Annotated in this window: 26 protein-coding genes and 1 pseudogene; 11 read left to right on the top strand and 16 right to left on the bottom strand. The window is 57.6% G+C overall.

The window, feature by feature from the left end; translation table 11 throughout:
* The first annotated feature begins 90 nt into the window (after positions 1–90).
* A complete protein-coding gene (gene mutL, locus AC0V6O_RS06960) occupies positions 91–1,986 on the top strand; it encodes a DNA mismatch repair endonuclease MutL (RefSeq protein WP_486142693.1) in 1,896 nt (631 codons plus the stop codon).
* Complete coding sequence (locus AC0V6O_RS06965; protein WP_486142695.1) at positions 1,914–2,843, top strand: alpha/beta fold hydrolase; 930 nt, start codon at positions 1,914–1,916, stop codon at positions 2,841–2,843. The genes mutL and AC0V6O_RS06965 overlap by 73 nt, the downstream gene beginning before the upstream one ends.
* Positions 2,844–2,952: 109 nt before the next feature.
* On the opposite strand, the gene ychF is transcribed toward AC0V6O_RS06965, so the two are convergent.
* The 10 genes from ychF to AC0V6O_RS07015 form a co-directional block, all read right to left on the bottom strand.
* Positions 2,953–4,053: a redox-regulated ATPase YchF gene (gene ychF, locus AC0V6O_RS06970; protein ID WP_486142697.1), complete on the bottom strand. Its 1,101-nt coding sequence runs from the start codon at positions 4,051–4,053 to the stop codon at positions 2,953–2,955.
* An 80-nt stretch (positions 4,054–4,133) separates the two neighbouring features.
* Positions 4,134–5,126 (bottom strand): SDR family oxidoreductase, encoded by a 993-nt coding sequence (locus tag AC0V6O_RS06975; RefSeq protein WP_486142699.1) that lies wholly within the window; start codon positions 5,124–5,126, stop codon positions 4,134–4,136.
* Between the two features lie 92 nt (positions 5,127–5,218).
* On the bottom strand, positions 5,219–5,869 hold the full coding sequence (locus AC0V6O_RS06980; protein ID WP_486142701.1) for a CPBP family intramembrane glutamic endopeptidase: 651 nt from the start codon (positions 5,867–5,869) through the stop codon (positions 5,219–5,221).
* A complete protein-coding gene (gene pth / locus AC0V6O_RS06985; protein WP_486142703.1) occupies positions 5,866–6,432 on the bottom strand; it encodes an aminoacyl-tRNA hydrolase in 567 nt (188 codons plus the stop codon). Before pth ends, AC0V6O_RS06980 begins: the two co-directional genes overlap by 4 nt.
* Before the next feature lie 252 nt (positions 6,433–6,684).
* A complete protein-coding gene (locus AC0V6O_RS06990; RefSeq protein WP_486142705.1) occupies positions 6,685–7,359 on the bottom strand; it encodes a 50S ribosomal protein L25/general stress protein Ctc in 675 nt (224 codons plus the stop codon).
* A 161-nt stretch (positions 7,360–7,520) separates the two neighbouring features.
* Positions 7,521–8,414, bottom strand: coding sequence for a TraB/GumN family protein (locus AC0V6O_RS06995; protein ID WP_486142707.1), 894 nt, complete (start codon positions 8,412–8,414; stop codon positions 7,521–7,523).
* Entirely contained in the window at positions 8,414–9,364 is a 951-nt protein-coding gene (locus AC0V6O_RS07000; RefSeq protein WP_486142709.1) for a TraB/GumN family protein, read from the bottom strand. Before AC0V6O_RS07000 ends, AC0V6O_RS06995 begins: the two co-directional genes overlap by 1 nt.
* A 92-nt stretch (positions 9,365–9,456) precedes the next feature.
* Positions 9,457–9,885 (bottom strand): hypothetical protein, encoded by a 429-nt coding sequence (locus AC0V6O_RS07005; protein WP_486142711.1) that lies wholly within the window; start codon positions 9,883–9,885, stop codon positions 9,457–9,459.
* Positions 9,872–10,066: a helix-turn-helix transcriptional regulator gene (locus AC0V6O_RS07010; protein WP_472638604.1), complete on the bottom strand. Its 195-nt coding sequence runs from the start codon at positions 10,064–10,066 to the stop codon at positions 9,872–9,874. The genes AC0V6O_RS07005 and AC0V6O_RS07010 overlap by 14 nt, the downstream gene beginning before the upstream one ends.
* Positions 10,063–10,404 (bottom strand): hypothetical protein, encoded by a 342-nt coding sequence (locus AC0V6O_RS07015; protein ID WP_486142713.1) that lies wholly within the window; start codon positions 10,402–10,404, stop codon positions 10,063–10,065. The genes AC0V6O_RS07010 and AC0V6O_RS07015 overlap by 4 nt, the downstream gene beginning before the upstream one ends.
* Positions 10,405–10,704: 300 nt before the next feature.
* Between AC0V6O_RS07015 and AC0V6O_RS07020 the strand changes: the two genes are divergently transcribed.
* The 4 genes from AC0V6O_RS07020 to ppdK all read left to right on the top strand — a co-directional run bounded on the left by AC0V6O_RS07020 (position 10,705) and on the right by ppdK (position 16,460).
* On the top strand, positions 10,705–11,571 hold the full coding sequence (locus AC0V6O_RS07020) for a glycine--tRNA ligase subunit alpha (RefSeq protein WP_486142715.1): 867 nt from the start codon (positions 10,705–10,707) through the stop codon (positions 11,569–11,571).
* Positions 11,568–13,481: a glycine--tRNA ligase subunit beta gene (gene glyS / locus AC0V6O_RS07025; RefSeq protein WP_486142717.1), complete on the top strand. Its 1,914-nt coding sequence runs from the start codon at positions 11,568–11,570 to the stop codon at positions 13,479–13,481. Before AC0V6O_RS07020 ends, glyS begins: the two co-directional genes overlap by 4 nt.
* Complete coding sequence (locus AC0V6O_RS07030) at positions 13,430–13,711, top strand: DALR anticodon-binding domain-containing protein (RefSeq protein ID WP_486142719.1); 282 nt, start codon at positions 13,430–13,432, stop codon at positions 13,709–13,711. The genes glyS and AC0V6O_RS07030 overlap by 52 nt, the downstream gene beginning before the upstream one ends.
* A gap of 61 nt (positions 13,712–13,772) precedes the next feature.
* Entirely contained in the window at positions 13,773–16,460 is a 2,688-nt protein-coding gene (ppdK, locus tag AC0V6O_RS07035) for a pyruvate, phosphate dikinase (protein WP_486142721.1), read from the top strand.
* Here ppdK and AC0V6O_RS07040 read toward each other — a convergent pair.
* Positions 16,457–17,206 (bottom strand): class I SAM-dependent methyltransferase, encoded by a 750-nt coding sequence (locus AC0V6O_RS07040; protein ID WP_486142723.1) that lies wholly within the window; start codon positions 17,204–17,206, stop codon positions 16,457–16,459. The genes ppdK and AC0V6O_RS07040 overlap by 4 nt on opposite strands.
* A 58-nt stretch (positions 17,207–17,264) precedes the next feature.
* Here AC0V6O_RS07040 and AC0V6O_RS07045 point away from each other — a divergent pair, with 58 nt between their 5' ends.
* The 4 genes and pseudogenes from AC0V6O_RS07045 (at position 17,265) to AC0V6O_RS07060 (ending at position 21,204) form a co-directional block, all read left to right on the top strand.
* Positions 17,265–18,059, top strand: coding sequence for a double zinc ribbon domain-containing protein (locus AC0V6O_RS07045; protein ID WP_486142725.1), 795 nt, complete (start codon positions 17,265–17,267; stop codon positions 18,057–18,059).
* Between the two features lie 379 nt (positions 18,060–18,438).
* Positions 18,439–18,836 (top strand): annotated as a pseudogene (hisI, locus tag AC0V6O_RS07050) (phosphoribosyl-AMP cyclohydrolase).
* Positions 18,837–18,881: 45 nt separating this feature from the next.
* Positions 18,882–19,352 carry a MerR family transcriptional regulator gene (locus tag AC0V6O_RS07055; RefSeq protein ID WP_486142727.1) on the top strand — a complete coding sequence of 157 codons (471 nt, stop codon included), beginning with the start codon at positions 18,882–18,884 and terminating at the stop codon, positions 19,350–19,352.
* 46 nt (positions 19,353–19,398) lie between these two features.
* Positions 19,399–21,204, top strand: a complete 1,806-nt coding sequence (locus AC0V6O_RS07060) for an acyl-CoA dehydrogenase C-terminal domain-containing protein (RefSeq protein WP_486142729.1) — start codon at positions 19,399–19,401, stop codon at positions 21,202–21,204.
* 63 nt (positions 21,205–21,267) lie between these two features.
* On the opposite strand, the gene AC0V6O_RS07065 is transcribed toward AC0V6O_RS07060, so the two are convergent.
* From AC0V6O_RS07065 to tyrS, 5 genes are all read right to left on the bottom strand, one after another.
* Positions 21,268–21,453 carry a hypothetical protein gene (locus tag AC0V6O_RS07065; protein WP_472638613.1) on the bottom strand — a complete coding sequence of 62 codons (186 nt, stop codon included), beginning with the start codon at positions 21,451–21,453 and terminating at the stop codon, positions 21,268–21,270.
* A gap of 80 nt (positions 21,454–21,533) precedes the next feature.
* A complete protein-coding gene (gene cysK / locus AC0V6O_RS07070) occupies positions 21,534–22,451 on the bottom strand; it encodes a cysteine synthase A (protein ID WP_486142731.1) in 918 nt (305 codons plus the stop codon).
* Between the two features lies 1 nt (position 22,452).
* A complete protein-coding gene (locus tag AC0V6O_RS07075) occupies positions 22,453–23,688 on the bottom strand; it encodes an MFS transporter (RefSeq protein WP_486145537.1) in 1,236 nt (411 codons plus the stop codon).
* 171 nt (positions 23,689–23,859) lie between these two features.
* Positions 23,860–24,201 (bottom strand): PilZ domain-containing protein, encoded by a 342-nt coding sequence (locus tag AC0V6O_RS07080; RefSeq protein ID WP_472645353.1) that lies wholly within the window; start codon positions 24,199–24,201, stop codon positions 23,860–23,862.
* A 113-nt stretch (positions 24,202–24,314) separates the two neighbouring features.
* Entirely contained in the window at positions 24,315–25,544 is a 1,230-nt protein-coding gene (gene tyrS / locus AC0V6O_RS07085; protein ID WP_472638616.1) for a tyrosine--tRNA ligase, read from the bottom strand.
* A gap of 88 nt (positions 25,545–25,632) precedes the next feature.
* Here tyrS and AC0V6O_RS07090 point away from each other — a divergent pair, with 88 nt between their 5' ends.
* Entirely contained in the window at positions 25,633–26,154 is a 522-nt protein-coding gene (locus AC0V6O_RS07090; protein WP_486142734.1) for a DOMON domain-containing protein, read from the top strand.
* Positions 26,155–26,156: the final 2 nt, after the last annotated feature.

Consider the following 26,156-nt stretch of genomic DNA (forward strand, 5'->3'; position numbering starts at 1 on the left):
CCGCAAAAACGCCAAAATATTTGTCGACAGCGGGGCACATTTTCCCCGGAGCTCTCGAAATTGCGGCGTGTGGCCGCTAAGATGCGACAAATGCCCCAAAATAAGCCTCGTATCCGTCGCCTTCCCAGCGACCTTGTTAACCGTATCGCTGCTGGTGAGGTGGTGGAACGGCCTGCGGCTGCGCTGAAAGAGCTGGTTGAGAACGCAATTGATGCCGGTTCGTCGCGAATCGCTATCAAGTTAACTGATGGCGGACTGACCAGGTTTGAGGTCACCGATGATGGCTGCGGTATGGACCCTGAGGGTATGGAATTGGCGCTTGAACGCCATGCCACATCCAAGCTGCCGGATGACGCGATTGAACAAGTCGCAACTTTGGGTTTTCGTGGGGAGGCGCTGCCTTCAATTGCCAGTGTAGCAAAACTGACTTTGGAAAGCCGCCCGGATGATGCGGATCGCCCTTCGACAAGCTCAGGACAGGGCTGGCGTCGGGTGGTCGATCATGGTGAACTGGTCGAAGATGCGCCTGCTGCCTTGCCGCCTGGCACGCGGGTTCGCGTCGAGCAATTGTTTGCCAAGGTTCCGGCGCGGCGCAAGTTTCTGCGCACCGCGCGCAGCGAGTATATTGCCTGCCTCGATGTGGTGCGCCGCCTTGCCATGGCGCGGCCTGACATTGCCTTTACGCTTGAGCAAAGCGCCAATGGCAAAGACCGCCGTGTGCTAGCAACCCAGACGGATGAGCCGCTGGCTGACCGGGTGGCTCAGATTGTCGCACGCGAGCTGAAGGACAATGCGGTTGCGATTGATCTCACCCGCGAGACGCCAGGTGGCACGATGCGCCTGACCGGGCTTGCCGGATTGCCGACCTACAATCGCGGTGTCGCTGATCATCAATATCTCTTCGTGAATGGTCGCCCGGTAAAGGATCGCCTGCTGGTGGGTGCGGTTCGCGGTGCCTATTCCGACATGCTGGCGCGTGATCGCCACGCTGTCCTCGCGCTGTTCCTTGATTTGCCGCCAGAGGAAGTGGATGTGAACGTCCACCCCGCAAAGACCGAGGTTCGCTTCCGCGATGCGGCGGCGGTGCGCGGGTTTATCGTCTCCGGCCTACGCCAAGCTTTGGCAACAGGCGACCGGCGCAGCGCGCAAGGGCCAGACCGCGCAGCAATGGAGCGCTGGCAAGCGGAACCGATCGCGCCAGAGCCTAGGCCTGCGCTTCGATCAATTTTTGAGGGTCGGGATTGGACATCTTCCAATCCCGGGTCGCAGCATCGCGTCTCAGAGCCGCGGTTGCCCGATTGGCAGGCACAAGTGCTGGAGGGCGGAACTGAAGCGCTACCGACCGGCCGCGCGCATGAGGCGGCTCCGATTGCCGAGGAAGAGCGTGAATATCCGCTTGGTATTGCGCGGGGACAAGTGGCCAACACCTACATTGTTGCAGAGAGTAAAGATGGGTTGGTACTGGTTGATCAACATGCCGCGCATGAGCGGCTGGTTCTGGAACGCCTAAGGGCTGCCGGGGCAGGGGAGGCGACCGCCCGCGCGCAGGCTTTGCTGGTGCCGGACGTTGTCGAGCTGGACGAAGTGGATTGCGACCGGCTGGAGGCTGCGGCGGAAGGGTTCGCGCGCTTTGGCCTAGCGATTGAGCGGTTTGGTCCGTCGGCCATGCTGGTCCGCTCAATCCCACATGCGCTGGGCGGCGCGAACTCGGATAAGCTGCTGCGCGACCTTGCCGATGACATTGCGAAACACGGGGTCGATAAGGATGCAGGCGCGCTGCTACTGTCCGAACGGCTCGAATATGTGCTGGCGACCATGGCATGCCATGGATCGGTGCGGGCTGGGCGAGTGCTATCCGTGGCGGAGATGAACGCACTGTTGCGAGAGATGGAGGCAACGCCCAGATCGGGTCAATGCAATCATGGCCGTCCGACTTGGGTAAAGCTCGATATGGAAGATGTCGAGAAACTGTTCGGTCGGCATTGAGGGTTCCAAGACGCGAGGCACGAACTAGGATTTCAATCGATCATGAGGTGCTTTTGGCCAGACCAATTCGTAGATTCGTTGAAGGTCAGCACGGGCAGATACACCTGCGTGTTGCCGAGCCGGCTGTGCCAGAAGCACAGCCGCTGGCCTGTCTACATATGAGCCCCAAGTCGGGACGAATTTTCGCAAAGTTCATGGAGCAAGCCTCGAATGACCGCACCGTCATAGCGCACGACTATCCCGGTTTTGGCGAATCTGACCCGCCGCCGCCCAATCCGCTCGTTTCCGTTGAAGATTATGCGCAAAGCCTGTGGGATGTCGTTGATGCACTGGAGCTAGGGACGATCGATATCGTCGGATATCATACCGGCTCCGAAGTCGCAGCAGAGGCCGCACGTCAAAGACCGGAACAAGTCGGCAGTATAGTAATGATCTCGGCACCGATTTTCTCGGATGACGAACTCAAGAAGATGCATGAGACCTTTACACATATTCCATTGGATCTTGAGGGAACAAGATTCCGGAAAATGTGGGAAAGTGTGGTTCACCACAGAGGCCCGGGTACAGAGCTTGAATCGATGGCAATGTCATTCGCTGAAAATCTACGTGCCGGTGAAAATTACGAATGGGGACACCGGGCAGCGTTCGCGTATGCTACGAAATATCCGGAAGTAGTCGCCAGCCTTGCCCATCGCATAACCGTTTTGATGCCGGGTGATGAACTGGAAAAATACACTCCTCGGATTGCTCCATATTTGTCCAACGGGAGAATAGTCGCACACCCCGAATGGGGGCATGGTTTTCTGGACGCGCATACTGAAGCCGCAGTTGCGGCAGTGAAATCAGCATTAGCTTGAAAGTCAGGATCGTTGCTTGATTTCCCTTGTCGGGATTGAACCACTATTGACGATTTCTAGGCCAAGCGTCCGTTCCTCACCCAGTTAGAAATGCTACGTGATCAGTGTTCTAGACGTTGAACTTGAACAGCATGATGTCGCCGTCCTGCACGTCATAATCCTTGCCTTCTTGGCGCATTTTACCCGCTTCTTTTGCGCCCGCTTCACCGTTCAGCTCGATATAGTCTGAGTAGGCAATCGTCTCAGCGCGGATGAAGCCCTTCTCAAAATCCGTATGGATTTCGCCAGCGGCCTGCGGGGCTTTTGCACCCGACGGGAAAGTCCAGGCACGCGATTCCTTTGGCCCTGCGGTGAAGAAGGTTTGCAGGCCCAGCAGCGTGTAGCCAGCGCGGATCACACGGGCGAGGCCGCTTTCTTCCAGACCCAGTTCGGTAAGATATTCGCTGCGGTCTTCCATCGGCATGGCGACGAGTTCCGCTTCGATTGCGGCGGAGACGACCACCGCTTGCGCGCCTTCAGCCTCGGCCTTGGCAAAGACTGCTGCGGACAGATCATTACCGCTGGCCGCTTCGTCTTCCGCGACATTGCAGACGTACAGAACAGGCTTTGCAGTGAGCAGTTGTGCTTGCTCAAACAGTGCAGCTTCCTCGTCATCCTTCGGCTCAGTCAGGCGCGCGGGCTTGCCATCTTTCAGCAGATCGAGCGCTTGGCCCAGAACGCTGGCGAGCGCCTTAGCATCCTTGTCACCGCTGGTCGCGCGACGTTTCGCGTTCTCAACTCTCTTTTCCAGGCTCTCAAGATCGGCCAGCATCAGCTCGGTCTCGACCACTTCGGCATCCGCAATCGGATCGACCTTGTTGGAGACGTGCTGAATATCGTCATCTTCAAAACAGCGCAGCACATGCACAATGGCGTCGACTTCGCGGATATTGCCGAGGAATTGATTGCCCAGACCTTCGCCTTGGCTCGCGCCTTTGACGAGGCCCGCAATGTCTACAAAGGCGAGCTGGGTCGGAATCACTTTGGCGCTCTTCGCGATGGCCGCGATCTTATCCAAGCGATCATCCGGCACAGCAACTTGGCCTACATTGGGCTCAATCGTGCAGAACGGATAGTTGGCCGCCTGCGCAGCTTGCGTCTCAGTAAGAGCGTTGAAGAGGGTCGACTTGCCGACATTCGGCAGGCCCACGATCCCGCATTGGAAACCCATTGTAATTCTCGCTTAGGTCAAGGAATTTGCGCTCCCTTAGCGGTCGGGCGCGTCTATTGCCAGCCCAGCGAGCATGCCGATCAGACGTTGTGAACCGCCTTGATCCATGGGCCGAAGGGTGATGCGCCAAGCCAGCCGACCTGAACCTCTGCCGCGACATTGTTGATCGCGATTTGCGGTTTGGCACCCGGATGCACTTCTTTGCGAAGCGGGCGCGTGCCAGTGGGCATGGTGATGATCTCTGCAATGGCGTTTGGCACATCCATCGGGTCGGTCGTGCCGCCGCCGGTTCGCTTGCCCAGCGGTTCGATCAGAGCCGGGTAGCCAGAGGTATGCTTCTCATCGGCGCGTTCGAGAAGTGTGACGCTGTTCTTGTTGGAATTGGACCAGATCATTGTCGGATAGCCGCCCGGTTGGATCACGCTAACCTCAATACCGTGCGGAACCAGCTCGTAAGCGAGCGCTTCGCTCATGGCTTCAAGCGCAAATTTGGTCGGTGAATATTGTCCAAAGCTTGGTGCAATCACGCGGCCGAGCTGAGACGAGATATTGACGATCAGGCCAGACTTCTTTGCGCGCATCGCGGGCAGGGCGGCGCGAGCCATACGGTGCGGGCCAAAGACATTGGTGTCGAAAATCAGCTGGGTTGCCTCCATGTCCTGAATTTCGATTGGGCCGCCGAATGATATCCCGGCATTGTTGATTAGCACATCGAGCGCGCCGCCAGCGATGCGTTCTGCTTGGGCGACGCCAGCTGTGACCTGCGCATCGTCCGTCACGTCAATTTCTATCACGTGCAGGTCGAGTTCTTCGGCCTTAGCGAGTTGTCGCAACTCGTCTGCTTCAGAGCGCGGAAGGTTGCGCATGGTGGCGAACACTTTGGCACCTTGGCGAGCGAAATCCTCCGCCATCAACCGGCCAAATCCGGTCGAGCAACCTGTGATCAGCACGCTTTTGCCAGACATGTCGGGCTTTGCGGTGAGGGCGTCTTCTTGAGCGAGGCTGGCCGTGGCGGTGAGTGCGGTGGTTGCGGCGGCGCCTGCGAGCAGGGAGCGACGAGTAACTTGGGTCATGATGTGGTCTCCAATTTCATTGAACCAACGCGTGGGCGCGACAGGGTTCCCGAGTGAGCTTACTTTGTTCTCTATTGCGGGTGCTGCGTGATCTAACCTGCAGCGGGCTCTTGGTCAGCCGATCCCGTGTCTTGTGGCGACTCAAACAATTGCAAGCGGTGCATTTCTTTCTGCAGGAACCAGATGGCGTAAACGTCGTAAAGAGCGTGGCCGATCATCACGGCGAGCAAACTGCCGCTCCAGATGTAGAAAAGGCCGAACAAGGCTCCAATCGCGAAAATAATGACAGCGATCAGCGGTTTGGCAAAGTGGATGAGCGCAAAGATCAGGCTAGCAAAGATGATAGCCAGAGGCAGCGACACATAATCGCTCATCAATGTCTGCAGGCCGCCGCGAAACAACGCCTCTTCACCCACGCCTGCGCAAATCGAAAAGAAGATGATTACGGGCACCGAAAGCCGCTTTTCGAGGAACGCGAAGTTCTTTGATTGAAGCCGTGTGAGCTTCTCAGCAAGTTGAGGGAAGCCATGAAAGATGGTTGCCGCCACGGCGATCATTGCGAGGCCGAGGCCAATCCCTAAGGCGATTTGCCGAAAGTCGACTGTCACAAATCCGGTGAGAGCGCGATCAGATATCCACCACAGCAGCAAGCCGATTGTGACAAACAAGGAAGCTTGAACGCCGAGAGATTTGCAAATGTCAGCGACTGACATCTTTCGCATCTCTTCATAAGGATTGCTCATTGCTGGCGCATCGCAATCTCGCTCATGAAGCGCGGCTCATCGCCGTTGGCGAGCCATTCTGCCTCGCCTCCGACAGCACCCAGCATCGTGACAAGGTCGTCTTGCTCAGCCTTGGCGTAGTTCCCAAGCACATAGCCTGAGACACGATCTTTGTGGCCTGGATGACCAATGCCGAGGCGCACGCGGCGGAAATCTGCACCCAGATGTCTGTCGATAGAGCGCAGGCCATTGTGCCCGGCGGTACCGCCGCCTTGTTTCACCTTAACCTTAAAGGGCGCGAGGTCGAGTTCATCATGAAAGACCGTGAGAGCGTCGAGGTCCAGCTTGTAGAACCGCATCGCCTCGCCAACACTCCGGCCGCTTTCATTCATGAAGGTTGCCGGTTTGAGCAGCAGAATACGCTGGGCACCGATCCGCCCTTCTTGAACCCAGCCCTGAAACTTCTTTTGAACCGGTCCAAAGCTGTGCATTTCGGCCAGCACATCGCATGCCATGAAGCCGACATTGTGTCGGTGCATGGTGTATTTCGGTCCGGGATTTCCAAGGCCAACCCAAAGCTGCATCGTTTTCCTTTAGCAGGCTTCGCCTGCCCCTCAAGCGGCGAGGAGTTTTAGTTTTCCGCACATCATCCGATGTGCGATTTCCTCGCTCATGCAACCTTAAGGTCGCGTCGCTGCGGGCGGGCGTGCGCCCTTGCGGTCGCTTACGCAACCGAGCTCCGCGACCAAGCCGATCCTTCTGCCGCGAATCAAAACGGCGGACTGGTTTCCCAGCCCGCCGCCTTGGTGATTGGGTCTGTAAAGTACTGGTGCGACTTACTCGCCGCTGTCCTCGCCACCTTCAGCTGCTTCTTCGCCGCCTTCGGTTGCTTCACCTTCTTCGCCCTCGACCTCTTCATCTTCGGCGCTCTCTGATTTCTTGAGAGCCGATGGAGCGACGAGCGTCGCGATGGTGTAGTCACGATCGGTGATCGCGCTTTCGCTACCAGCTGGCAGTTGCACTTCGCTGATGTGGATCGAATCGCCGACTTCTTTGCCGGTCACATCGATTTCAATCTCGCTTGGAATCTTGTCAGATTCGCAAACCAGGTCGAGCTCGTGACGGACCACGTTAAGAACGCCGCCCTTCTTAAGGCCAGGCGATTCTTCTTCATTGGTGAAGATAACCGGAATGGCGACTTCGATCTTTGCATCCTTGGAAAGGCGGAGGAAGTCGACATGCGTCGGACGGTCACTGACCGGATGCAGGGCTACGTCCTTCGGCAGGGTGCGGACACTCTTACCATTAACATCGATGTTCACGATCGAGTTCATGAATTGGCCAGTCATCATCTGACGGACCAGTTCTTTTTCCTCGATGTGGATCGTGGTTGGTTCTTCTTTGCCGCCGTAAATAACGGCGGGGATGCGGCCTTCGCGGCGTAGTGCACGGGAGGCTCCCTTGCCTGCCCGTTCGCGTGCCTCGGCCGGCAGTGTCAGAGCGTCGCTCATAATCGTCTACCTTTCAAATGCGGATAAAGTTTCAAAATCTTCGCGCGCCACGCCTCCAGGGATGACCATGACGGGTGAAGAGGGCGCGCCTTAGGGCGTGCGTGCTGGCTTGGCAAGCGTTTTGGCATGGGCTGTGACGCCTCTGACCAGGGCGGTGAGAGCTAATGCAGCGGCGTTACTGTGTAGCCGCTTGCCTTCAACATCGCGGGCAAGCCATCTGGCCCGACCAGGTGAGCGGCACCAACGGCGACGAGTGGCCGGTCATCGCCTGCCAACATCGTCTCTAGCTTTTTCGTCCAATCCCGATTGCGCCCGACCAGCAAAGCTTCGCGCAGTTCCGGGTCGGCCATGATGCCGGTTTCGGTCGCGTCGATCAAAGTCGCTGTGTCGCCGGTTAGCCAGGCATTGCGCAGGCGCGCCGGATCGGCCTGAAGCTGCTTTGCCTCTGTAATAATGCCGGAAAGCAGGTCGCGTTGGTCCTGTTCCGGCAGGCTGTCAAAGATGCGTAACTGCGCAATTGCGCCTTCGAACTCTTGAACCGTGCGACCCTCAAAATCGCGTACGACCTCGCGGTCAACGCCGTTCGCAGGGTCACCCTGAGCGCCGACCTGAGCCAGTTGCAGCGCGGCGGCCCATGTCTCGGTTGATCCGAATTGCGCCGCAGAGAAGTTTGACTTCGATATGAGGTCGAACAGGGCAGGGCGCTTGTCTTCGCTGACCCGCATCGCGAGGTCCGGTAGGCCCGGTGTGTAGGCGAGCTGGGCAAAGACCGTGGCAATTGTCTCGTTGTCTTCCAGATTGGCGACCTCCACAACGACCAAATCAGCCGCATCAATAGCCGCCCTGATCTCCGGTGTGCGCCAATTTGTGCCATCGGGAAGGGCATGGATCGTGCCGAGCATCCAGCCCTCGGTTTCACCCTCTGCATTGGTGATTTCGAACAGTGGTGGAGATGCTTCGTTAGGAGCAGGAGCGACTGGGCCAGAGCCGCAACCGGCGAGCGCCAGCAAAGCTGCCAATGGTGCAGCAACGCGGACGCTCACCAAACGGTACATTATTGGATACGAGCGGAATCGATACCGCGTTCTTCGAGATAATCCTGAACGCTTTTCTCACCGGCAAGGTGACCTGCACCCACCGCGATGAACAGAGTGCCAGGGGTTTCCATACGGTTCTCAATCCAATCGGCCCAGTTGCGGTTGCGAGCGTAAAGCAATTGCTCAGCCAATTCTGGATCGCTCAGGCCTTCGTTCATCAGCTCAGCCAATCCGTCGGCGTCCCCGGCAACCCATTCAGCGACCATTTTGTCGAGGAACGGTTTGACCTCGTCGACACCCTCAGCAGCCTCCATCAAGAATTCGATTTGCGAAGCCTGCGGCAGCCCATCGAAAATACCGAACTGGAATTCAATCGTTTCAAGCGCTTCGGTCTTCTTGTCGCCAGCCTTTTCGAGCAGCACGTTTTCAACGCCTGCATCGGGTGAATAGCCCTGCTGGATGAGCGGCAATGTCGCGAGCGTGATGCCCGCAAACCATGGCTCAACTTGATCGAAGGCAGCAGCAGGTGCGCCAAGTTTTGCCAGAGAGGCTTCGTAAACGGTGGTTTGCTCTTCGCTCAGTAGCGACCGCAATGTGGTGCCAGCGGGTAGCAGTGCTTTAGAAACGACCAATTGCTGGATCGCGGCCTCGGTGTCTGGACCCATGTCGATTTCGGTGACGATGGTGTCGGACGATGTCAGTGCTTTTGAAATAACGCCATCATACCATTCCAGCTCTTTCGGCAGGGCATGGACGGTGCCGAACAGATAGATCGTGGTGTCCTCATCAGAGACCGACCATAGCGCCGGTCCAGAGCCGGTGTCTTCAGCGATTTCCAGTTCTGATGCGGGCACTTTGGTGTCCGGAACGGGAGCGGGTAGAGTTTGCGTTTGAGCGCAAGCGGTCGTTCCGGCGAACAGAGTAATAGGGGCGAGGGCAGCTGTGACTGTGCGGGAGAAGTTTTTCATATTACGTTCCTAGATAGAGAAAGTTGATTGGAAGGGAATGGGCAATTTTCCCATGAAGAATTTGATCGTGCGGCGCGACTGTCATGCCTGCTTCAGGCATATTTGCGATAGAACCACACGGCGGTCCAAACGACGCAGACGATCAGGAAAACGATCATTGGTTGCTGCTCTGGCACCCAGCCAGCTCGAGCGGCCAGCCACCATGCTGGCACCATGAAAAGGTACAGGTGCACGGCAACCATTGCGCCTTCGCGGTAGGCACCGGCTTCATGCTCATCGACGGCCCGCCACCAAAGCCAGCTTATCCAAGGCACTACAATCAGCCATACAACGATCCCGATACCAGTTACCGCGGATGAGACTGGGTTGTTGGAGAATAGTATGTCCATGCTGCCATCGCCCATCGCTCCAAAATATATGCCGAGCACAAATCCCACGGCCAAGGCAATCCAGAGAAGATTGCGTGCCTTGCGAATTTTGGGTGACATGGGAACCGAGGTTTCTCGTTCATTTTTGGTCATCGAAAATCTCCTCGATTTGCATTTCAAACAGGCGGGCGATCCGGAATGCGAGCGGGAGTGAAGGATCGTGCTTGCCGGTCTCGATGGCGTTGACTGCCTGGCGCGACACGTCGAGATGAAGCGCCAGTTCAGCTTGGCTCCAATCTCGCTCCGCGCGCAGCACTTTCAGCCTATTGTTCATCCGCGTTCCTTCCAGCGCTTGACTAGAACCGCGATCAGATATGCTGACACTGCGGTGAGTGCGGCTGTCCGCAGGCCCAACACGCCAGTCGGATTGAACCCTCTGGCAAGAGCGTCCGCGACTAGAAAAGCAACGATCACCGCGAAACCCGCCGATGTTCCTGCGTGCCAGGTCGCGAGCGTGTATTCGTCTTTCGCTCGATTTGCGAACATAAGGACAGTTGAAGCGAGGATCATACCTGCGGCCAAACCGGCGGCGAAGTCTGGTAAGGCAATCGCAGTTCCAATCCAAAGCAGAATAACACTGGCCGAAGCTGTGAGATGAGAGACGAAAAACACGTCTGCACCACCTTTTGATCGCGATAATAACATGGCATGTCCTAATCATATGCGCCTGACTAAATGTCAGGTGTGCTTGACTATATGTCGTGATTTGCTGACTATGTCAAGATAACCTGACATTTTGTTTTGGATAGTTGACTTTATTGGGCGCAGACCCCGCTTTTGGATGGGCTGTTATGCTCCCGTGCTGCGCTGCGGCATTGACGCTGGTTAGGGCATCCGCCAAAGCCTGCCGCCATGACTACCCAGCTTCCTAAGTGCGATCCCCAAAGAGATCCCACGTGCTCGTTTCAAGACATGATTCTGACGCTGCATGATTTTTGGAGCGCCAATGGCTGCGTTATCCTGCAGCCTTACGATATGCGGATGGGCGCGGGCACGTTTCACACCGCAACAACTTTGCGCGCTCTTGGGCCAGAGCCATGGAACGCGGCGTTTGTTCAGCCGTGTCGCCGCCCAACCGATGGCCGCTATGGCGAGAATCCCAACCGCCTGCAGCATTACTATCAATATCAGGTCATCCTGAAGCCTTCGCCGAGCGACATTCAAGAGCTGTATCTTGAGAGCCTGCGTCAGATCGGGATCGATCCGTTGAGGCATGACATCCGCTTTGTTGAGGATGATTGGGAATCGCCTACACTCGGCGCTTGGGGCCTCGGCTGGGAAGTGTGGTGTGACGGGATGGAAGTCACCCAATTTACCTATTTCCAGCAAATGGGCGGCTTCGACTGCAAGCCTGTGGCGGGTGAACTCACTTACGGGCTCGAACGCCTTGCCATGTATATCCAGGGCGTCGACAGTGTCTACGATCTGGCATTTAATCAGAACGGCGTTTCCTACGGCGATGTGTTTCTCGAAAATGAGAAGCAGATGTCGAAATGGAATTTTGAGGTCGCCGACACAGACGCACTGTTTGACTTGTTCAACAAAGCAGAGGCGGAATGTCAAAATGCCCTCGCAGCCCAAGTGCCGATCGCTGCCTATGAGCAAGCGGTTGAGGCAAGCCATATCTTCAACCTGTTGCAAGCACGCGGTGTGATCAGCGTGCAGGAACGCGCGAGCTATATGGCCCGTGTCCGCGACCTTGCGCGCGGATCATGCGAGGCGCATATGGAGAAAGAGGCCGCGGGCTGGGCGGAGAAATATCCGGAGTGGTCGAAATGAGCGATTTTCTCCTGGAGCTCCGCAGTGAAGAAATCCCAGCGCGCATGCAGAAGAGCGCCCGCGCTGAGCTGGAAAAGCTGTTCCGCCGCGAGCTGGGCGCCGCTGGGGTTTCCGTCGGTGAGCTGACCATCTGGTCGACCCCACGCAGGCTCGCGCTGATCGCGCGTGGCCTTCCGATCGCAACGGAGGCGGTGCGCGAAGAGGCCAAGGGCCCGCCGGAAGGCGCGCCGGATCAGGCGGTCGATGGTTTCTGCCGCAAGAACGACGTGACGCGCGACCAATTGGAAGTGCGCGAGGTCAAAGGCCGCAGCACCTATTTTGCCGTGATCGAAAAGCCGGGACAGGCGGTCGCCGATCTGCTGTCTGCGGCGATCCCCGCGATCATCCGCGATTTCTCCTGGCCCAAGTCTCAGCGTTGGGGCGCGGCCTCAATTTCGACTGAGAGCCTCAAATGGGTGCGCCCTCTGTCTGGCATTATCGCGCTGCTCGATGGTGAAGTTGTGCCGTGCGAGGTGGATGGGATTGTCAGTGGCCGTGAGACCAAGGGGCACCGGTTCCATTCTGCTGAGGCGATTACGATTGAAGGCGCCGATGATTACGCGGCCAAGCTGCGCGATGCCCATGTGATCGTCGATCATGTTGAGCGTGAAGCGATGGTGCGCGAAGGCGCGAAAGCGGCTGCTGAAGCGGCTGGTCTGAAACTCGTCGAAGACGAAGGACTGGTAGTCGAAAACGCGGGCCTGACCGAATGGCCAGTGCCGCTGCTTGGGCGGTTTGAGGATGACTTCCTCGACGTGCCGCCAGAGACGATCCAGCTGACCGCGCGGGTGAACCAGAAATATTTCGTGTGCGAGGATGCCAGCGGCAAGCTCGCCAACGCCTTTATTTGCACCGCCAATATTGAGGCGGAAGACCCCGCCGTGGTGGTCGACGGTAATCGCAAAGTTCTGGCCGCGCGGCTGGCCGATGCGCGCTTCTTTTGGGAATTGGATCAGAAGAAAACGCTGGCCGAGCATGCCAAGGGGCTGGAGCGGATTACGTTCCACGAGAAGCTTGGGACGGTCGACGAGAAACGGATGCGGCTCGCTAATAGTACACGAGAATTTTGTGAGGAAGGCGTTGTGAAAGGCGCTGATGCTGATCGAGCGGAATTTGCAGCTCTGATATGCAAAGCTGATTTGGTCACCGAGATGGTCGGAGAGTTTCCCGAACTGCAGGGTTTAATGGGAGGCTATTATGCTAAAGCTGAAGGATTGTCAGACGAACAGGCTGATGCAATCCGTGACCATTACAAGCCGGTTGGGCAAAGCGACGCAGTTCCCCTAGCTCCCACAACCGTGGCGATCAGTTTAGCTGATAAGTTAGACAACCTGGCTGGCTTTTTTGGCATTGATGAACGGCCAACAGGTTCCAAAGATCCGTTTGCTCTAAGAAGGGCTGCTATTGGCGTCTCGAGGTTGATCCTCGAAAATCACCTACGCCTCTCTCTCTTCGAGACAGTCAGAGACCTTCAAATCTTGTCACCATACACGGATTCTTACGCCATCTTTGAGAGAATTTACGGCGAAGGGTTCGAAGAAAGACTGTCTAAAGAGCAAGCGACTGAAGTCGATAACGAGAACCTAAATGAGGTTGCTCATGGGGTTGTGGAGTTCATCATTGACCGCTTCAAAGTCCAACAACGCGAAGCAGGCGTCCGGCACGATCTGATCGACGCCGTTTTTGCTCTCGGCGGAGAAGACGACCTCGTCCGACTGCTTGCCCGCGTCAAAGCGCTCCAAGCCTTCGTCGAAACAGACAACGGCACAAACCTGCTGGCAGGCTACAAACGTGCGGCCAATATCCTGAAGAAAGAGGAATGGGGAGCGGAGCCACGAACCCATCGCCTGAACCCGCTGAGAAGGTTCTGATTGAAAGGCTTGAGTTTCTTGAGAGTGCCGCGCGTGGTGCCATTGTGAATGAGGATTTTGAAGCCGCGATGGAACTGCTTGCTAGTCTGCGTTCGCCAATCGACCAATTTTTTGAAGACGTGATCGTCAATGCTCAAGATGCGGATATTCGCAGCGCCCGGCTCGATCTGCTCGCTCGGTTCCGCGATGCGGTGCACAAGGTCGCCGATTTCAGCCGGATCGAAGGATAATGTCTCTCCCCAGGACAAGCCTGTAATTGTCCAATTTCGCTGCCAAGAAGGTACAAGTAACGTGAACACGGTTTATCCATTTGGCGGAAACGCCGCTCACGATGATGCCCGTCAAAAAGACAAGACCGTCACTGGCGGCAAGGGCGCCAATCTGGCGGAGATGGCGGCGATTGGCCTGCCGGTTCCGCCAGGTTTCACGATCACGACCGAGGAATGCGTTCGTTATCTGCAAGACGGCGCGGACCCTTCGACATCGCTCGGGACAGGTTTTTCCGATGATCTGCGCGCGAACGTAGCAAAAGCGCTGGCGCATATTGAAAGCGCAGTGGGCAAGACCTTTGGCGATGCGAGCGATCCTTTGCTCGTCTCGGTCCGATCCGGTGCGCGGGTGAGCATGCCGGGCATGATGGACACGGTGCTCAACCTCGGCCTCAATGACGATACTGTTGAGGGGCTGGCGAAGACTTCTGGCGACGAGCGGTTTGCCTGGGACAGCTATCGCCGGTTTGTGCAAATGTATTCCGACGTGGTGCTGGGCGTGGATCACGGCCTGTTCGAAGAAGCGCTGGAGATCTGCAAAGAAGACAATGGCTTTTACGCCGACACTGAACTGAGCGCGGATGATTGGCGCGCTTTGGTGAGCGAATACAAGGGGATCGTCGAAAGAGAGCATGGGAAGCCATTCCCGCAAGATGTCGCAGAGCAGCTGTGGGGCGCTATCGCCGCTGTTTTCGACAGCTGGGATGCGGACCGGGCGAAGGTTTATCGCCGTCTCAATGATATTCCCAGCGATTGGGGCACTGCCGTCAATGTGCAGGCGATGGTGTTCGGCAATATGGGTGAGACCAGCGCGACCGGCGTGGCCTTTACTCGCGATCCGGCAACGGGCGAGCGCGCCTATTACGGCGAATATCTGATCAATGCTCAGGGTGAAGACGTGGTCGCGGGTATTCGCACGCCGCAATATCTCACCAAGGCCGCTCGCGATGCAGCGGGCGCAAAACCGCTGTCGATGGAAGAAGCCATGCCAGACGCTTACGGCGAGCTGGCGCGCGTGTTTGACCTGCTCGAAGGCCATTACCGTGACATGCAGGACATCGAGTTTACCGTGGAGCGCGGCAAGCTGTGGATGCTGCAAACGCGCAGCGGCAAGCGGACCGCCAAGGCGGCGCTAAAAATGGCGGTCGAGATGGTCGGGGAAGGCTTGATCGATCAGAAAACCGCGATCCTGCGGGTTGACCCGATGGCGCTCGACCAGCTGCTGCACCCGACGCTGGATCCCGATGCGCCGCGCAATGTGATGACCACTGGCTTGCCGGCCTCTCCGGGTGCGGCGGCGGGCAAGATTGTGCTCGATGCCGACACGGCGGAGCAATGGTCTGGTCGCGGTGAAAAAGTCATTCTGGTACGGGTTGAGACCAGCCCAGAGGACATTCACGGCATGCACGCGGCGCAGGGTATTCTGACCGCTCGCGGCGGGATGACGAGCCACGCGGCGGTTGTCGCGCGCGGCATGGGGCGCCCTTGCGTCTCGGGTGCAAACGGCGTTTCGATTGACCTTGCCTCGCGCAGTTTGCGGATCGGTAATGAGGAGCTGAAAGAGGGCGACGAAATCACCCTCGACGGCGCCAATGGTCAGGTTATGCTGGGTATTGTGCCGACGATTGAGCCAGAGCTGGTCGGTGACTTTGGCACTCTGATGGAATGGGCGGACAGCCACCGCCGGATGCGCGTGCGCACCAATGCGGAAACGCCGGCGGACTGCAAAATGGCGCGGCAATTTGGCGCAGAGGGCATTGGCCTGTGCCGTACGGAGCATATGTTCTTCGACGCGGGCCGAATTAGTGCGGTTCGGCAGATGATCCTGGCCGAGGACGAGGCTGGACGGCGCGCCGCGCTGGAGAAGCTGCTGCCAGAACAACGCGCTGACTTTACCGCGATTTTCGAGGTGATGACGGGCCTGCCGTGCACGATTAGACTGCTCGATCCACCGCTGCATGAATTCCTGCCGCATGGAGATGCTGAATTTGCAGACCTTGCCGATGCGACCGGACTGGGTGTCGATCACCTCAAACGCCGGGCGGGTGAATTGCATGAGTTCAACCCGATGCTGGGCCACCGTGGTTGTCGTCTGGGGATCACCTATCCTGAGATCTATGAGATGCAGGCGCGCGCGATCTTTGAAGCGGTGTGCGACGTTCAGGCCTCAAGCGGCGAAGCGCCTCTGCCCGAGATCATGGTGCCTTTGGTGGCGACCCGCAAAGAGCTGGCGATTTTGCGCGAGCTGATTGATCGGACCGCCGAAGAAGTGTTCGCCGAAAAGGGTGCGCGCGTGGAGTATCTCGTCGGCACGATGATCGAGCTGCCGCGCGCTGCCTTGATGGCGGGCGAAATCGCGCATGAGGGCGCATTCTTCAGCTTCGGTACGAACGACCTGACCCAAACAACCTTGGGCGTGTCGCGCGACGATTCTGCACGTTTTCTCGCGCCTTATGTTGATAAGGGCATCTTCGCTCGCGATCCGTTCGTCAGCCTCGATGTTGACGGCGTTGGTCAGCTGGTCGAGCTGGCAGCGGAGCGGGGCAGGGCAACGCGCGCTGACATTAAGCTCGGCATTTGCGGCGAGCATGGCGGTGATCCGGCGAGCATCGCATTCTGCGAAGAAGTCGGGCTCGATTACGTTTCCGCATCGCCATACCGCGTGCCAATCGCCCGGTTGGCGGCGGCGCAATCGGCGCTGCGGGACTAACGCCAACCAGTAAGGGTTAGCAGTTCGAAGGTTTCAGTGACGCGGCCTTCGCTGTCTTTCATGGCTTCGAACGCGTCTTGGGCGCGGGCGAGGGCGCTGCGCGTCAATGGCGGCGGCGCATCGGCCAGTACGTTGGCTAGAGCCTGCTCGCGCAGATCAGCGATCAAACGATCCAGACTGCGATAACTGACATCCACCGTGTGGCTATCAACGACCTGACGTTTGAAGCCAGCTCGTTCGAGCAGGCCGGTTGCAGCGCGGCTGCCAATCTGAGGATGGACGCGCGCGGCCGGGCGCTCCCCGTCTGCGGTCATCATGATTTGACGCAGCGCAGGCAGGCTGCCCGCACCGACCACCTGCGCAAACAAGATACCGCCGTCGGCCAAGGCATTGCGATAGTGCAGCAGCGCGCCGGGCAGATCATTGACCGTGTCGAGCCGATTTAGGCTGATGATGAGATCAAGGTCCGAGTGGCCGCTCGGTTGCTCTTCATCATGTAATGGCAGGGCGGTGAGATCGGCGCCCAATCGGCGTAAGTCGGCCGAAAGTTCGCCCGTGACCTCCCCGATCACCAGCGCGTGCGACGGCTCAAGCCGCATAAAACCAATGCGTTCGATGCAGTCCCGCTCCAGCTCCTCCGCCAGCCAACGCGCGGCCCCATCAGCCTGTGCCAAGCGGAATGCGCGCGCTGCTCTTGCCTCGCGCCGTGCTTTTGAAAAGATCGTTGGAACTTGGCGTGTCTGCATAACCGGCGCTGCCCTGCCGTGCTTGCCACCACAGTGCAAGCCATGCGACACTTTGCGCATGGGTTTGGGTGCGCATATCGCCGAAGGGTTGAAGCCCGTGGTAGACTTGGTCTATCCACCGCGTTGTCCGCTATGCGGCGATGCAATCGCTGATCAAGGCGGGGTTTGCGGCGCGTGCTGGGGCGATCTGGTTATTCCGGGAGAGCCCTCCTGCAAAACCTGCGGCAGGCCGTTTGGCTCTGACCAAATGGATGAAGAGGCGCTGTGCGCACCGTGCATGGCCGACCCGCCTAAGCATTCCGGGATTGTTGCGGCCACGGTCTACAATGACGCTTCGCGCAAGCTGATTTTGACCTTCAAGCATGGCGGCAAGATTTCGCTCGTGAGTCTACTTGGCCGATTGCTGGCTGCTCGACTTCCTGATCCGGAGGAAGGTGGCGATGCGCCGCCATTGTTGATTCCGGTTCCGCTGCATCGCTGGCGGCTGTGGCAACGCGGCTTCAACCAATCGGGGCTATTGGCCAGCCAACTAGCCAAGCAGGGCAAGGGCGAATTGCTGGTCGATGGATTGGTCCGGCGCAAGCGAACACCAAGCCTAGGCGGCCTGGGCGCGAAGGAGCGGCGCAGGACCCTGTCTGGTGCGATTGCGATTCGGGAATCGCGCAGGGCGGCGATCAAGGGACGCGATGTGATTCTTGTCGACGATGTCCTCACCAGCGGAGCGACCAGCGATGCCTGCGTCAGCGTGTTGCTGAAAGCGGGCGCTCGTTCGGTGTCGATTGCGTGTTTTGCCCGCGTTGTAGACAGCGAATTCGATGCGTCGCTCCACCGCATGGCCGCGACTGGAGCTTAACAAAAAAGAAGCCGGAAAACACAACGCCCGAGGCCATTACGACCCCGGGCGCCACGTGACGAAAAAATGCGGACCCGCTCTTAAAGAGCTCAGGCAGCCACCCCCTAACTTGGCTACCAGGATCCAATCCCTCATCGTTCGAACTGTCTCTTGCCAACACCCCGCGGCCAGCAGAGAAACAGTTACCCCCTGAACCTGGCATTCTTATGACGCCGGTATCCGGTGGACAGACCCGCTAAGGCCTGCTGAGAAGCTTTGTCTCATTGGAGTCTTAATTCGCAAAGGTCGAAACCGCTGGCTGGTGGATTTTGCGTAGGCTCTGTGGTTATCGTGCAACAAGCCATCGCATTAACAGCCCCATTCACCGAAGGATTAACCATTGAATAACAATTTTGACCGCGATGACGCGGCGGAAAAGCAGGATCGCGAGCGGGGTAGTGCGCTCCTACCCAAGTTTGATGATCGCGGTTTGTTAAGCGCAGTTGTTACCGATTCGGCCAGCGGTGAAGTCTTGATGGTCGCCTTTATGAACGCCGAGGCTTTGAACAAAACGATGGAAACGGGTCGCGCGCATTTTTGGTCACGCTCGCGCCAGAACCTTTGGATGAAGGGGAGACCTCTGGCAATGTCCTGGAAGTCCAAGAGATGCTGGTGGACTGCGATCAAGATGCGATTGTGCTGAAGGTTCAGCCAGTCGGGCCGACTTGTCATACCGGCGCGCGTAGCTGTTTCTACCGCCGGATTGAGGACGGCGAATTGATCGATGCTTCTCGTTAAGGTCAATACTTGACGCTCACGTAAAGGTAAGGTAGATAATGGTGCATGGCTACAGCACACGCACAATCATCTTCCCGTAAAGCCGACGTTTCGGACGAAGCAGGCCAGCGCCGTAACGGTGCGCATCTCGATCGCCCCGATAAGCATGAGCGTGAACAGTTCTCGATCTCTGATCTGACCAGCGAATTTGAGTGCACTGCACGCGCGCTACGCTTTTATGAGGACGAGGGGCTTATCTCTCCGGCTCGCGTCGGGCTGACCCGGGTCTATTCAAAGCGAGACCGCGCGCGGCTTGCCTGGATTATGCGGGCAAAGAACGTCGGGTTCAGTCTGACCGAAATTCGCGAGATGATCGATCTTTATGATCTAGACGATGGCCGCGTTGAACAGCGGCGCGTCACGATTGAGAAGTGCCGCACGCATATTGCAAAATTGAAAAGCCAGAGGGCCGACATCGATTCCTCGATCAAGGAACTCACCGATTTTGTGGCCGAGATTGAAAAGCTCGATCTTTGACCGCCTAACCCCCTGAATACTCAACACTCCACTAAGGGATCTAGTGATGCCAACCTACACCGCTCCAACCCGCGAGACCCGCTTCATCATCAGCGAAATGCTAGACCTCGCGAGCTACGGCAATCTGCCGGGCTTTGAGAATGCGACGCCTGACATGATCGACACGGTTGTGAATGAAGCCGGGAAGTTTTGCTCAGAAGTTCTCGCGCCGCTCAACCAGATTGGCGACGAGCAAGGTTGCACCCGCCACGAAGATGGCTCTGTGACCACGCCTGATGGTTTCAAAGAAGCGTATGAGGCGCTGGTTGAGAGTGGTTGGACGACTCTGACCGGCCCTGAAGAGTTTGGCGGTCAGGAATTGCCGCATGTTCTGGGCTTTGCGTTCGAAGAATATATTGGCACTGCGAACCAGGCATTTGCGATGTACCCGGGCCTGACCGGCGGCGCGACCGCAGCTCTATTGGCAGCGGGCTCTCAAGAGCAGAAGGAAATGTACGCGCCAAAGATGATCTCTGGCGAATGGTCCGGCACTATGAACCTGACGGAGCCACATTGCGGCACCGACCTTGGCATGATCCGAACGAAGGCTGAGCCGAAGGGCGATGGCTCTTATGCGATCACTGGCACCAAGATTTTCATCTCTGCCGGTGAGCACGACCTAACCAGCAACATCATTCACTTAGTGCTGGCGAAGACACCAGGCGCTCCGGACAGTTCAAAGGGCATCTCGCTGTTCGTGGTGCCTAAGTTCATCGTTGATGAGAACGGCGAGCCGGGTGAGCGCAATGGCGTATCCTGTGGCTCTATTGAGAAGAAGATGGGCATTCATGGCAATGCGACCTGCGTTCTCAATTATGATGGCGCTACCGGTTGGATGCTGGGCGAAGAGAACAAAGGTCTTGCCGCCATGTTCGTGATGATGAACGCGGCGCGTCTCGGCGTTGGTATGCAGGGCCTCGCCCAAGCAGAAGTCGCCTATCAAAACGCTGTCACCTATGCGCTGGATCGCCGCCAGGGTCGCGCTTTGACTGGTCCAGCGGACACTGACGCTCAGGCTGATCCGATCTTTGTCCACCCGGACGTTCGCCGGATGCTGATGGATGCGAAAGTCTTCAACGAGAGCATGCGTGCACTGTGCCTCTGGGGCGCTTTGCAAGTGGACCTGACGCACAAGGCGCAAACCGAAGAAGACCGCCAGCTGGCGGATGACCTCATCGGTCTGATGACCCCGGTTATCAAAGGCTATGGCACTGACAAGGGGTATGACATCGCCAACAACATGCAACAGGTCTATGGCGGCCATGGCTATGTGACCGAGTGGGGCATGGAGCAATTTGTCCGCGATAGCCGGATTGCTATGATCTACGAAGGCACCAACGGCGTGCAGGCGATGGACCTTTGCGGCCGTAAGCTTGCATCGAAAGGTGGCCGTGCGGTTCAAGCGTTCTTCGCAATGATCGACGAAGAGATTGCCTCCGCGAAAGACTCGCCTGAATTGGCCGATGTTGCAACCAAGCTTGAAAAGGCGCTGGGCGAGCAGAAAGCCGCGACCATGTGGTTCATGCAAAACGCGATGGCGAACCCGAATCATCTTGGTGCTGGTGCGCATCATTACATGCACATCATGGGCATTGTGACGCTGGGCTTTATGTGGCTGAAAATGGGCAAGACTGCGCTTCAGCAACTGGCAACGGACACCGAAGACCCCGCGTTCTACGAAGCCAAGTTGACCTCAGCAGCTTATTATGCGGAACGTTTCCTGCCAGATGCAGGCGCGCTGCGCCGCAAGTTGGAAGCTGGCTCTGACAATATGATGAAACTGTCAGCAGATGCGTTCGCAACAGCGGCGTAACGCCAAACATAATCGTCACGTGAAAAGGCCCGAGAGCGCAAACTCTCGGGCCTTTTTCGTGTCTCAGTTGGAACCAGCTCCGGCCATGACTTTCTCAGCCACTTCCTCAATCGAACCGGTGACGAGCAGCGGGCTGCCCCCGACCATCCCGACATTGGTTTGGCCATTTTCGCCGGTGCGCAGCCAAGCGATATTGTTCGCAACAACCAAGTAATTGCCACCGCGCGATTCGAGTAAGACGAATTTCATATCAGTATCTCCAGACCGCGCTTGTGATGAAGCGATAAGGTCAAGATCAGATTAAACTCGCGGCCTCGATAGAGGCGTTATTACACTGGCAGGAAGTCGGGCACGGAGAGATAGCGCTCACCCGTATCATAGTTAAAGCCAAGCACGCGTGTGCCAGCATCCAGCTCCGGCAGCTTCTTGGCGATTGCAGCCAAGGTTGCTCCGCTGGAAATGCCGATCAGCATGCCTTCTTCAGCCGCCGCGCGGCGTGCCATTTCACGGGCGTCCTCCGCGTCAACCGGGATGGCACCATCGATCGCGTCAGTGTGCAAATTGCCTGGGATGAAGCCTGCACCAATGCCCTGGATCGGGTGTGGGCCGGGCTGGCCGCCATTGATCACGGGCGAAAGCTCTGGCTCAACTCCGTAAGCCTTAAATCCGCTCCAGTGCTTCTTGAGTTCCTCTGCGCAGCCGGTCAGGTGACCACCGGTGCCAACGCCTGTGATCATCACATCAATCGGACTGTCTGCAAAATCGGCGAGGATTTCCTTCGCTGTCGTGCGGGCATGGACGGCAACATTGGCTGGGTTCTCAAACTGCGAAGGCATCCAAGCACCGTCGGTGCTCTCTACGATTTCGGTCGCGCGCTCAATTGCGCCCTTCATGCCCTTTTCCTTAGGAGTGAGGTCAAAAGTCGCGCCGTATGCAAGCATCAAGCGGCGTCGCTCAATCGACATGCTCTCTGGCATGACCAGCACCAGTTTGTAGCCTTTGACCGCAGCGACCATTGCCAGGCCAATGCCGGTATTGCCGCTGGTCGGCTCAACGATTGTGCCGCCTGGCGCGAGCTTGCCTGATTGCTCAGCGTCTTCAACCATGGCCAGGGCGATACGATCCTTGATCGAGCCGCCTGGATTGCTGCGCTCTGACTTCAGCCAAACTTCATGATTGGGGAACAGTCGCGACAGGCGAATATGCGGGGTATTGCCAATCGTCTCTAGGATGTTTGCAGCTTTCATCTCAGGCCTCCTGATGTTTTTCCGTGGGGGAATTCGTTTCTGACGGTGTGTCTAGCATGTCTTCTGGCGGATCGAAGCTCTTAGTCATACGCAATACAGGAAATATTCGGCTCCACAGCCCAACGGTTACAATCGCGCCAATGCCGCCTGCCACTACGGCGGCAACCGGACCAACTGCGCTGGCGAGGAAACCTGAGAATGCGTCCCCGCCCTCGTTGGAGGCGCTAATCGTCAGTAGTGACGCAGACGACACTCGACCGCGTTTGTCATCGGGCGTGTGCAGCTGGATCAGTGATTGCCGGATGTAGACGCTGAACATGTCCGCCGCGCCAACAATGACCAGCATAGTTAGGCTCAGCGGCATCGAGGTCGACAGTCCAAAGACAATCGTGGCGAGGCCGAACACGGCGACGGCCCACAGCATTTTTGGGCCGACATTGATCTTAAGCGGGCGGAACGAAAACCACAGAGCTGTAACCGCTGCGCCAACAGCAGGGGCCGCGGCGAGGAAGCCCAGTCCAACCTCGCCCGCGTTCAGGATGTCGCGCGCATAGACCGGGAAAAGCGCGGTTGCTCCCGCAAGAAACACGGCAAAGAGGTCGAGCGTGATCGCGCCGAGCACCATCTTGTTGCGTACAACATAGGACACACCATCAATAATCGCGCCGATCGGACGCTGGTCTTTGCGGGTCGCAGGCTGCGGAACTTTGCCAATGATGGAGAGCGCGATCAGCGAGACTGCAAACAGTGCGCATGCGGCGAAATAGGGCAGGGCGGGTCCTGCACGGTACAATACGCCGCCAATGGCTGGGCCAATGATCATGCCAACCTGCCATGCGATGGATGACAAAGCGATCGCCGTCGGCAGCAGGGCTTTTGGTACAAGATTGGGGGCAAGCGCTGACAGGGCTGGTCCTGCAAATCCGCGCGCTATTCCCAGAAGAACCGCGATTGAGAAAAGGACGGGGAGCGTGATTGCTCCGCTCCAGGTGAACCAGGCAAGGGCGGCGGCGCACGCAAATTGCAACAGCACGGTCAATTGCCCAAGGCGCCGCCTGTCAAACCGGTCCGCCGCTAGACCCGTAAACGGTGTCAGTACGAATAATGGCAGGAATTGAAACAGGCCGATAAGCGCAAGCTGACCAGAGGCCTCGGCTATGCTCATTCCGGCATCGCGCGCGATATTATACGTCTGCCAGCCAATGATCAGCAGCATGGCGTATTGCGCCAGCGTCATTGCAAAGCGGCTGACCCAATAGGCGCGGAAATTGTGGACCCGAAATGGGTGGTTGGGGATTTTGTCAGTATCGCTCACGCACGGCCAATGGCAGGCGCATCATGGCCTGCCAAGGTGCGAGAGCTATTTGTTGTGACGCTGCCCGGCTAAACCAGCCGTACGAGCGAGTGACTACCGTTTGCGGCGCAGGCGCGGATTGGGCTGAAGCGCGTCAATGATATCGACGAAATCGTCGATCCGAATGATGCGCTCAAACTGAAAGCCTGCCCGTTCTTCGTGGATCCAGATCAAATAGGCTTCGATCCGGCCAACAATTGGCAAGCGGATGATCACCCGATCACCGCGATTGAGATTGCCGCTCGCGTCATCGACCATAAAGCCGTGCGCGGACAGGTTAGATACGTGTAATTCTAGGTCGCCGTGCGCAAAGTGCTCCACAATCACCGGGAAATCCACCGGGTGACGTGCAGCTCGACGCATATCAGTGACGCTCAGATTCGCTCCGGCTGACACAGTTCTCGACCCTCCATTATTGTGCGAGTGACAACTCTAATGGCTGGAAAAGGCTGATAATTGGTAAAGCTGGCGAAATAGAGCGGCGAAAAGACCTGTCGCGAAGGCGCGAATTAGCGGGTGATCAGCCCATGCTTCTTCTTGCCGAGGCTCAATTTCACCGTCTCACCATCCGCTGGCGCGACGAGGAAACCGGGCTCTGTGATTGCTGCATCGTCGATCTTCACTGCGCCCTCGGCGATCTTGCGTTTCGCCTCACCATTGGAGGCGGTGAAACCGATTTCGGTTAGCACTGCGCCGATCCGCATACCGTCTGCGCCCACCGCCAATGACGGCAGGTCTTCGCCCGTGCCGCCGCCAGCGAAGGTCTCCTTCGCTGTGGCTTCGGCCGCTTTGGCGGCCTCATCGCCTCGGACCAACTTGGTAACTTCGTTTGCCAGCACAACCTTGGCATGGTTGATCTCTGCGCCTTCCAGCGCTTCGAGCTTCGCGATCTCATCCAGCGGCAGATCCGTGAATAATTTCAGGAACCGGCCCACATCGCGGTCATCGCAATTGCGCCAATATTGCCAGAAGTCATAGGCGGGCAATTGATCTTCGTTGAGCCAGACAGCTCCCGATGCGGTCTTACCCATCTTCGCGCCATCCGCCGTTGTCAGCAGCGGCGTTGTTAGACCGTAGAGCTCATGGCCTTCCATCCGGCGCGACAATTCCATGCCGTTGACGATATTGCCCCATTGATCGCTACCGCCCATTTGCAGGCGGCATTCGTAACGGCGCGTTAGCTCCAGGAAGTCATAGGCCTGGAGGATCATGTAGTTGAATTCCAGGAACGTGAGCGGCTGCTCCCGGTCAAGACGCAAGCGGACCGAATCAAAGGTCAGCATCCGGTTGATCGTGAAGTGCGGCCCGACATCGCGTAGCAATTCGACATAGCCTAGCTTTGACAGCCATTCGTCATTGTCGACCATTACAGCGTCGCTTGGTCCGTCGCCGAATGTCAGCAATCGCTCAAATACCGTGCGGATCGAGGTGATATTGTCCTGAATTGTTTCCCCGGTCAGCAGCTTGCGGCTTTCGTCCTTTCCGGAAGGATCGCCGACCTTGGTTGTTCCACCACCCATAACAACAATTGGCTTGTGGCCCGTCTGTTGGAGGCGGCGCAGCATCATTATCTGAACCAGACTGCCTACGTGCAGACTTGGCGCGGTCGCATCAAAGCCGATATATCCTGGCACGACCTGCTTGGTCGCGAGCTGATCAAGCGCACCGCTGTCGGTGACTTGGTGGATGTAGCCGCGTTTGTCGAGCAGCTGGAGCAGATCAGATTCGTATTCTTTCATGATGGCGAGCGCTTAACAGCGTGAGCAGCGGCGGGAAAGTCATGAATGGCCATTGCCTGACGGTGGCTGCTCGGCAATAGCAAGTGCCATGCAACCACTTATGCTTCATCAGACATGCGAGCTTGGACCTATCAAGGCGGTAACGGCGCAGATTACGCCCACGGCCGGGGGCTGTGATGCGGAATTTCGCTTTGACGGGACGATTGGTGGGATCAAAGTGCCTCAGCACGCCGCACCAGAGCGCAAAGACTTCCTGTGGAAGACGACCTGCTTTGAGATTTTCTGGCAGCCGATTGGCGGCACATACTACCGCGAGTTCAATCTCTCGCCATCATCGCGCTGGGCGGCGTATGATTTTGACGATTTTCGTGAGGGCACTCGTGATGCTCCGGTGGATGCGATTGCCGTGTCATGCTCGCACAGCGACAATGAACTGGTGTTAAAGGCCAGCATTGCCGCTGAATTGCCCGGCCCAGCGCAGGTCGCACTGAACGCCATCGTTGAGCACAATGACGGGACCATTCAGTTCTGGGCGCTGGCATTCCCACCGGGCAAACCGGAATTCCACAGCGAGGCCTGCCGGCAAATGGTGGTGGAGATCGAAAGATGAGC

It is taken from the genome of Erythrobacter sp. JB2-19 (assembly GCF_057365005.1).

What these genes read in the sequence shown, in the direction of transcription:
- mutL (WP_486142693.1), top strand. Translation starts at nt 91, where the DNA reads ATGCCCCAAAATAAGCCTCGTATCCGTCGCCTTCCCAGCGACCTTGTT.
- AC0V6O_RS06965 (WP_486142695.1), top strand. Translation starts at nt 1,914, where the DNA reads ATGCAATCATGGCCGTCCGACTTGGGTAAAGCTCGATATGGAAGATGT.
- ychF (WP_486142697.1), bottom strand. Translation starts at nt 4,053, where the DNA reads ATGGGTTTCCAATGCGGGATCGTGGGCCTGCCGAATGTCGGCAAGTCG.
- AC0V6O_RS06975 (WP_486142699.1), bottom strand. Translation starts at nt 5,126, where the DNA reads ATGACCCAAGTTACTCGTCGCTCCCTGCTCGCAGGCGCCGCCGCAACC.
- AC0V6O_RS06980 (WP_486142701.1), bottom strand. Translation starts at nt 5,869, where the DNA reads ATGAGCAATCCTTATGAAGAGATGCGAAAGATGTCAGTCGCTGACATT.
- pth (WP_486142703.1), bottom strand. Translation starts at nt 6,432, where the DNA reads ATGCAGCTTTGGGTTGGCCTTGGAAATCCCGGACCGAAATACACCATG.
- AC0V6O_RS06990 (WP_486142705.1), bottom strand. Translation starts at nt 7,359, where the DNA reads ATGAGCGACGCTCTGACACTGCCGGCCGAGGCACGCGAACGGGCAGGC.
- AC0V6O_RS06995 (WP_486142707.1), bottom strand. Translation starts at nt 8,414, where the DNA reads ATGTACCGTTTGGTGAGCGTCCGCGTTGCTGCACCATTGGCAGCTTTG.
- AC0V6O_RS07000 (WP_486142709.1), bottom strand. Translation starts at nt 9,364, where the DNA reads ATGAAAAACTTCTCCCGCACAGTCACAGCTGCCCTCGCCCCTATTACT.
- AC0V6O_RS07005 (WP_486142711.1), bottom strand. Translation starts at nt 9,885, where the DNA reads ATGACCAAAAATGAACGAGAAACCTCGGTTCCCATGTCACCCAAAATT.
- AC0V6O_RS07010 (WP_472638604.1), bottom strand. Translation starts at nt 10,066, where the DNA reads ATGAACAATAGGCTGAAAGTGCTGCGCGCGGAGCGAGATTGGAGCCAA.
- AC0V6O_RS07020 (WP_486142715.1), top strand. Translation starts at nt 10,705, where the DNA reads ATGATTCTGACGCTGCATGATTTTTGGAGCGCCAATGGCTGCGTTATC.
- glyS (WP_486142717.1), top strand. Translation starts at nt 11,568, where the DNA reads ATGAGCGATTTTCTCCTGGAGCTCCGCAGTGAAGAAATCCCAGCGCGC.
- AC0V6O_RS07030 (WP_486142719.1), top strand. Translation starts at nt 13,430, where the DNA reads ATGGGGAGCGGAGCCACGAACCCATCGCCTGAACCCGCTGAGAAGGTT.
- AC0V6O_RS07040 (WP_486142723.1), bottom strand. Translation starts at nt 17,206, where the DNA reads ATGCAGACACGCCAAGTTCCAACGATCTTTTCAAAAGCACGGCGCGAG.
- AC0V6O_RS07045 (WP_486142725.1), top strand. Translation starts at nt 17,265, where the DNA reads ATGGGTTTGGGTGCGCATATCGCCGAAGGGTTGAAGCCCGTGGTAGAC.
- AC0V6O_RS07055 (WP_486142727.1), top strand. Translation starts at nt 18,882, where the DNA reads ATGGCTACAGCACACGCACAATCATCTTCCCGTAAAGCCGACGTTTCG.
- AC0V6O_RS07060 (WP_486142729.1), top strand. Translation starts at nt 19,399, where the DNA reads ATGCCAACCTACACCGCTCCAACCCGCGAGACCCGCTTCATCATCAGC.
- AC0V6O_RS07065 (WP_472638613.1), bottom strand. Translation starts at nt 21,453, where the DNA reads ATGAAATTCGTCTTACTCGAATCGCGCGGTGGCAATTACTTGGTTGTT.
- cysK (WP_486142731.1), bottom strand. Translation starts at nt 22,451, where the DNA reads ATGAAAGCTGCAAACATCCTAGAGACGATTGGCAATACCCCGCATATT.
- AC0V6O_RS07075 (WP_486145537.1), bottom strand. Translation starts at nt 23,688, where the DNA reads ATGACGCTGGCGCAATACGCCATGCTGCTGATCATTGGCTGGCAGACG.
- tyrS (WP_472638616.1), bottom strand. Translation starts at nt 25,544, where the DNA reads ATGAAAGAATACGAATCTGATCTGCTCCAGCTGCTCGACAAACGCGGC.
- AC0V6O_RS07090 (WP_486142734.1), top strand. Translation starts at nt 25,633, where the DNA reads ATGCAACCACTTATGCTTCATCAGACATGCGAGCTTGGACCTATCAAG.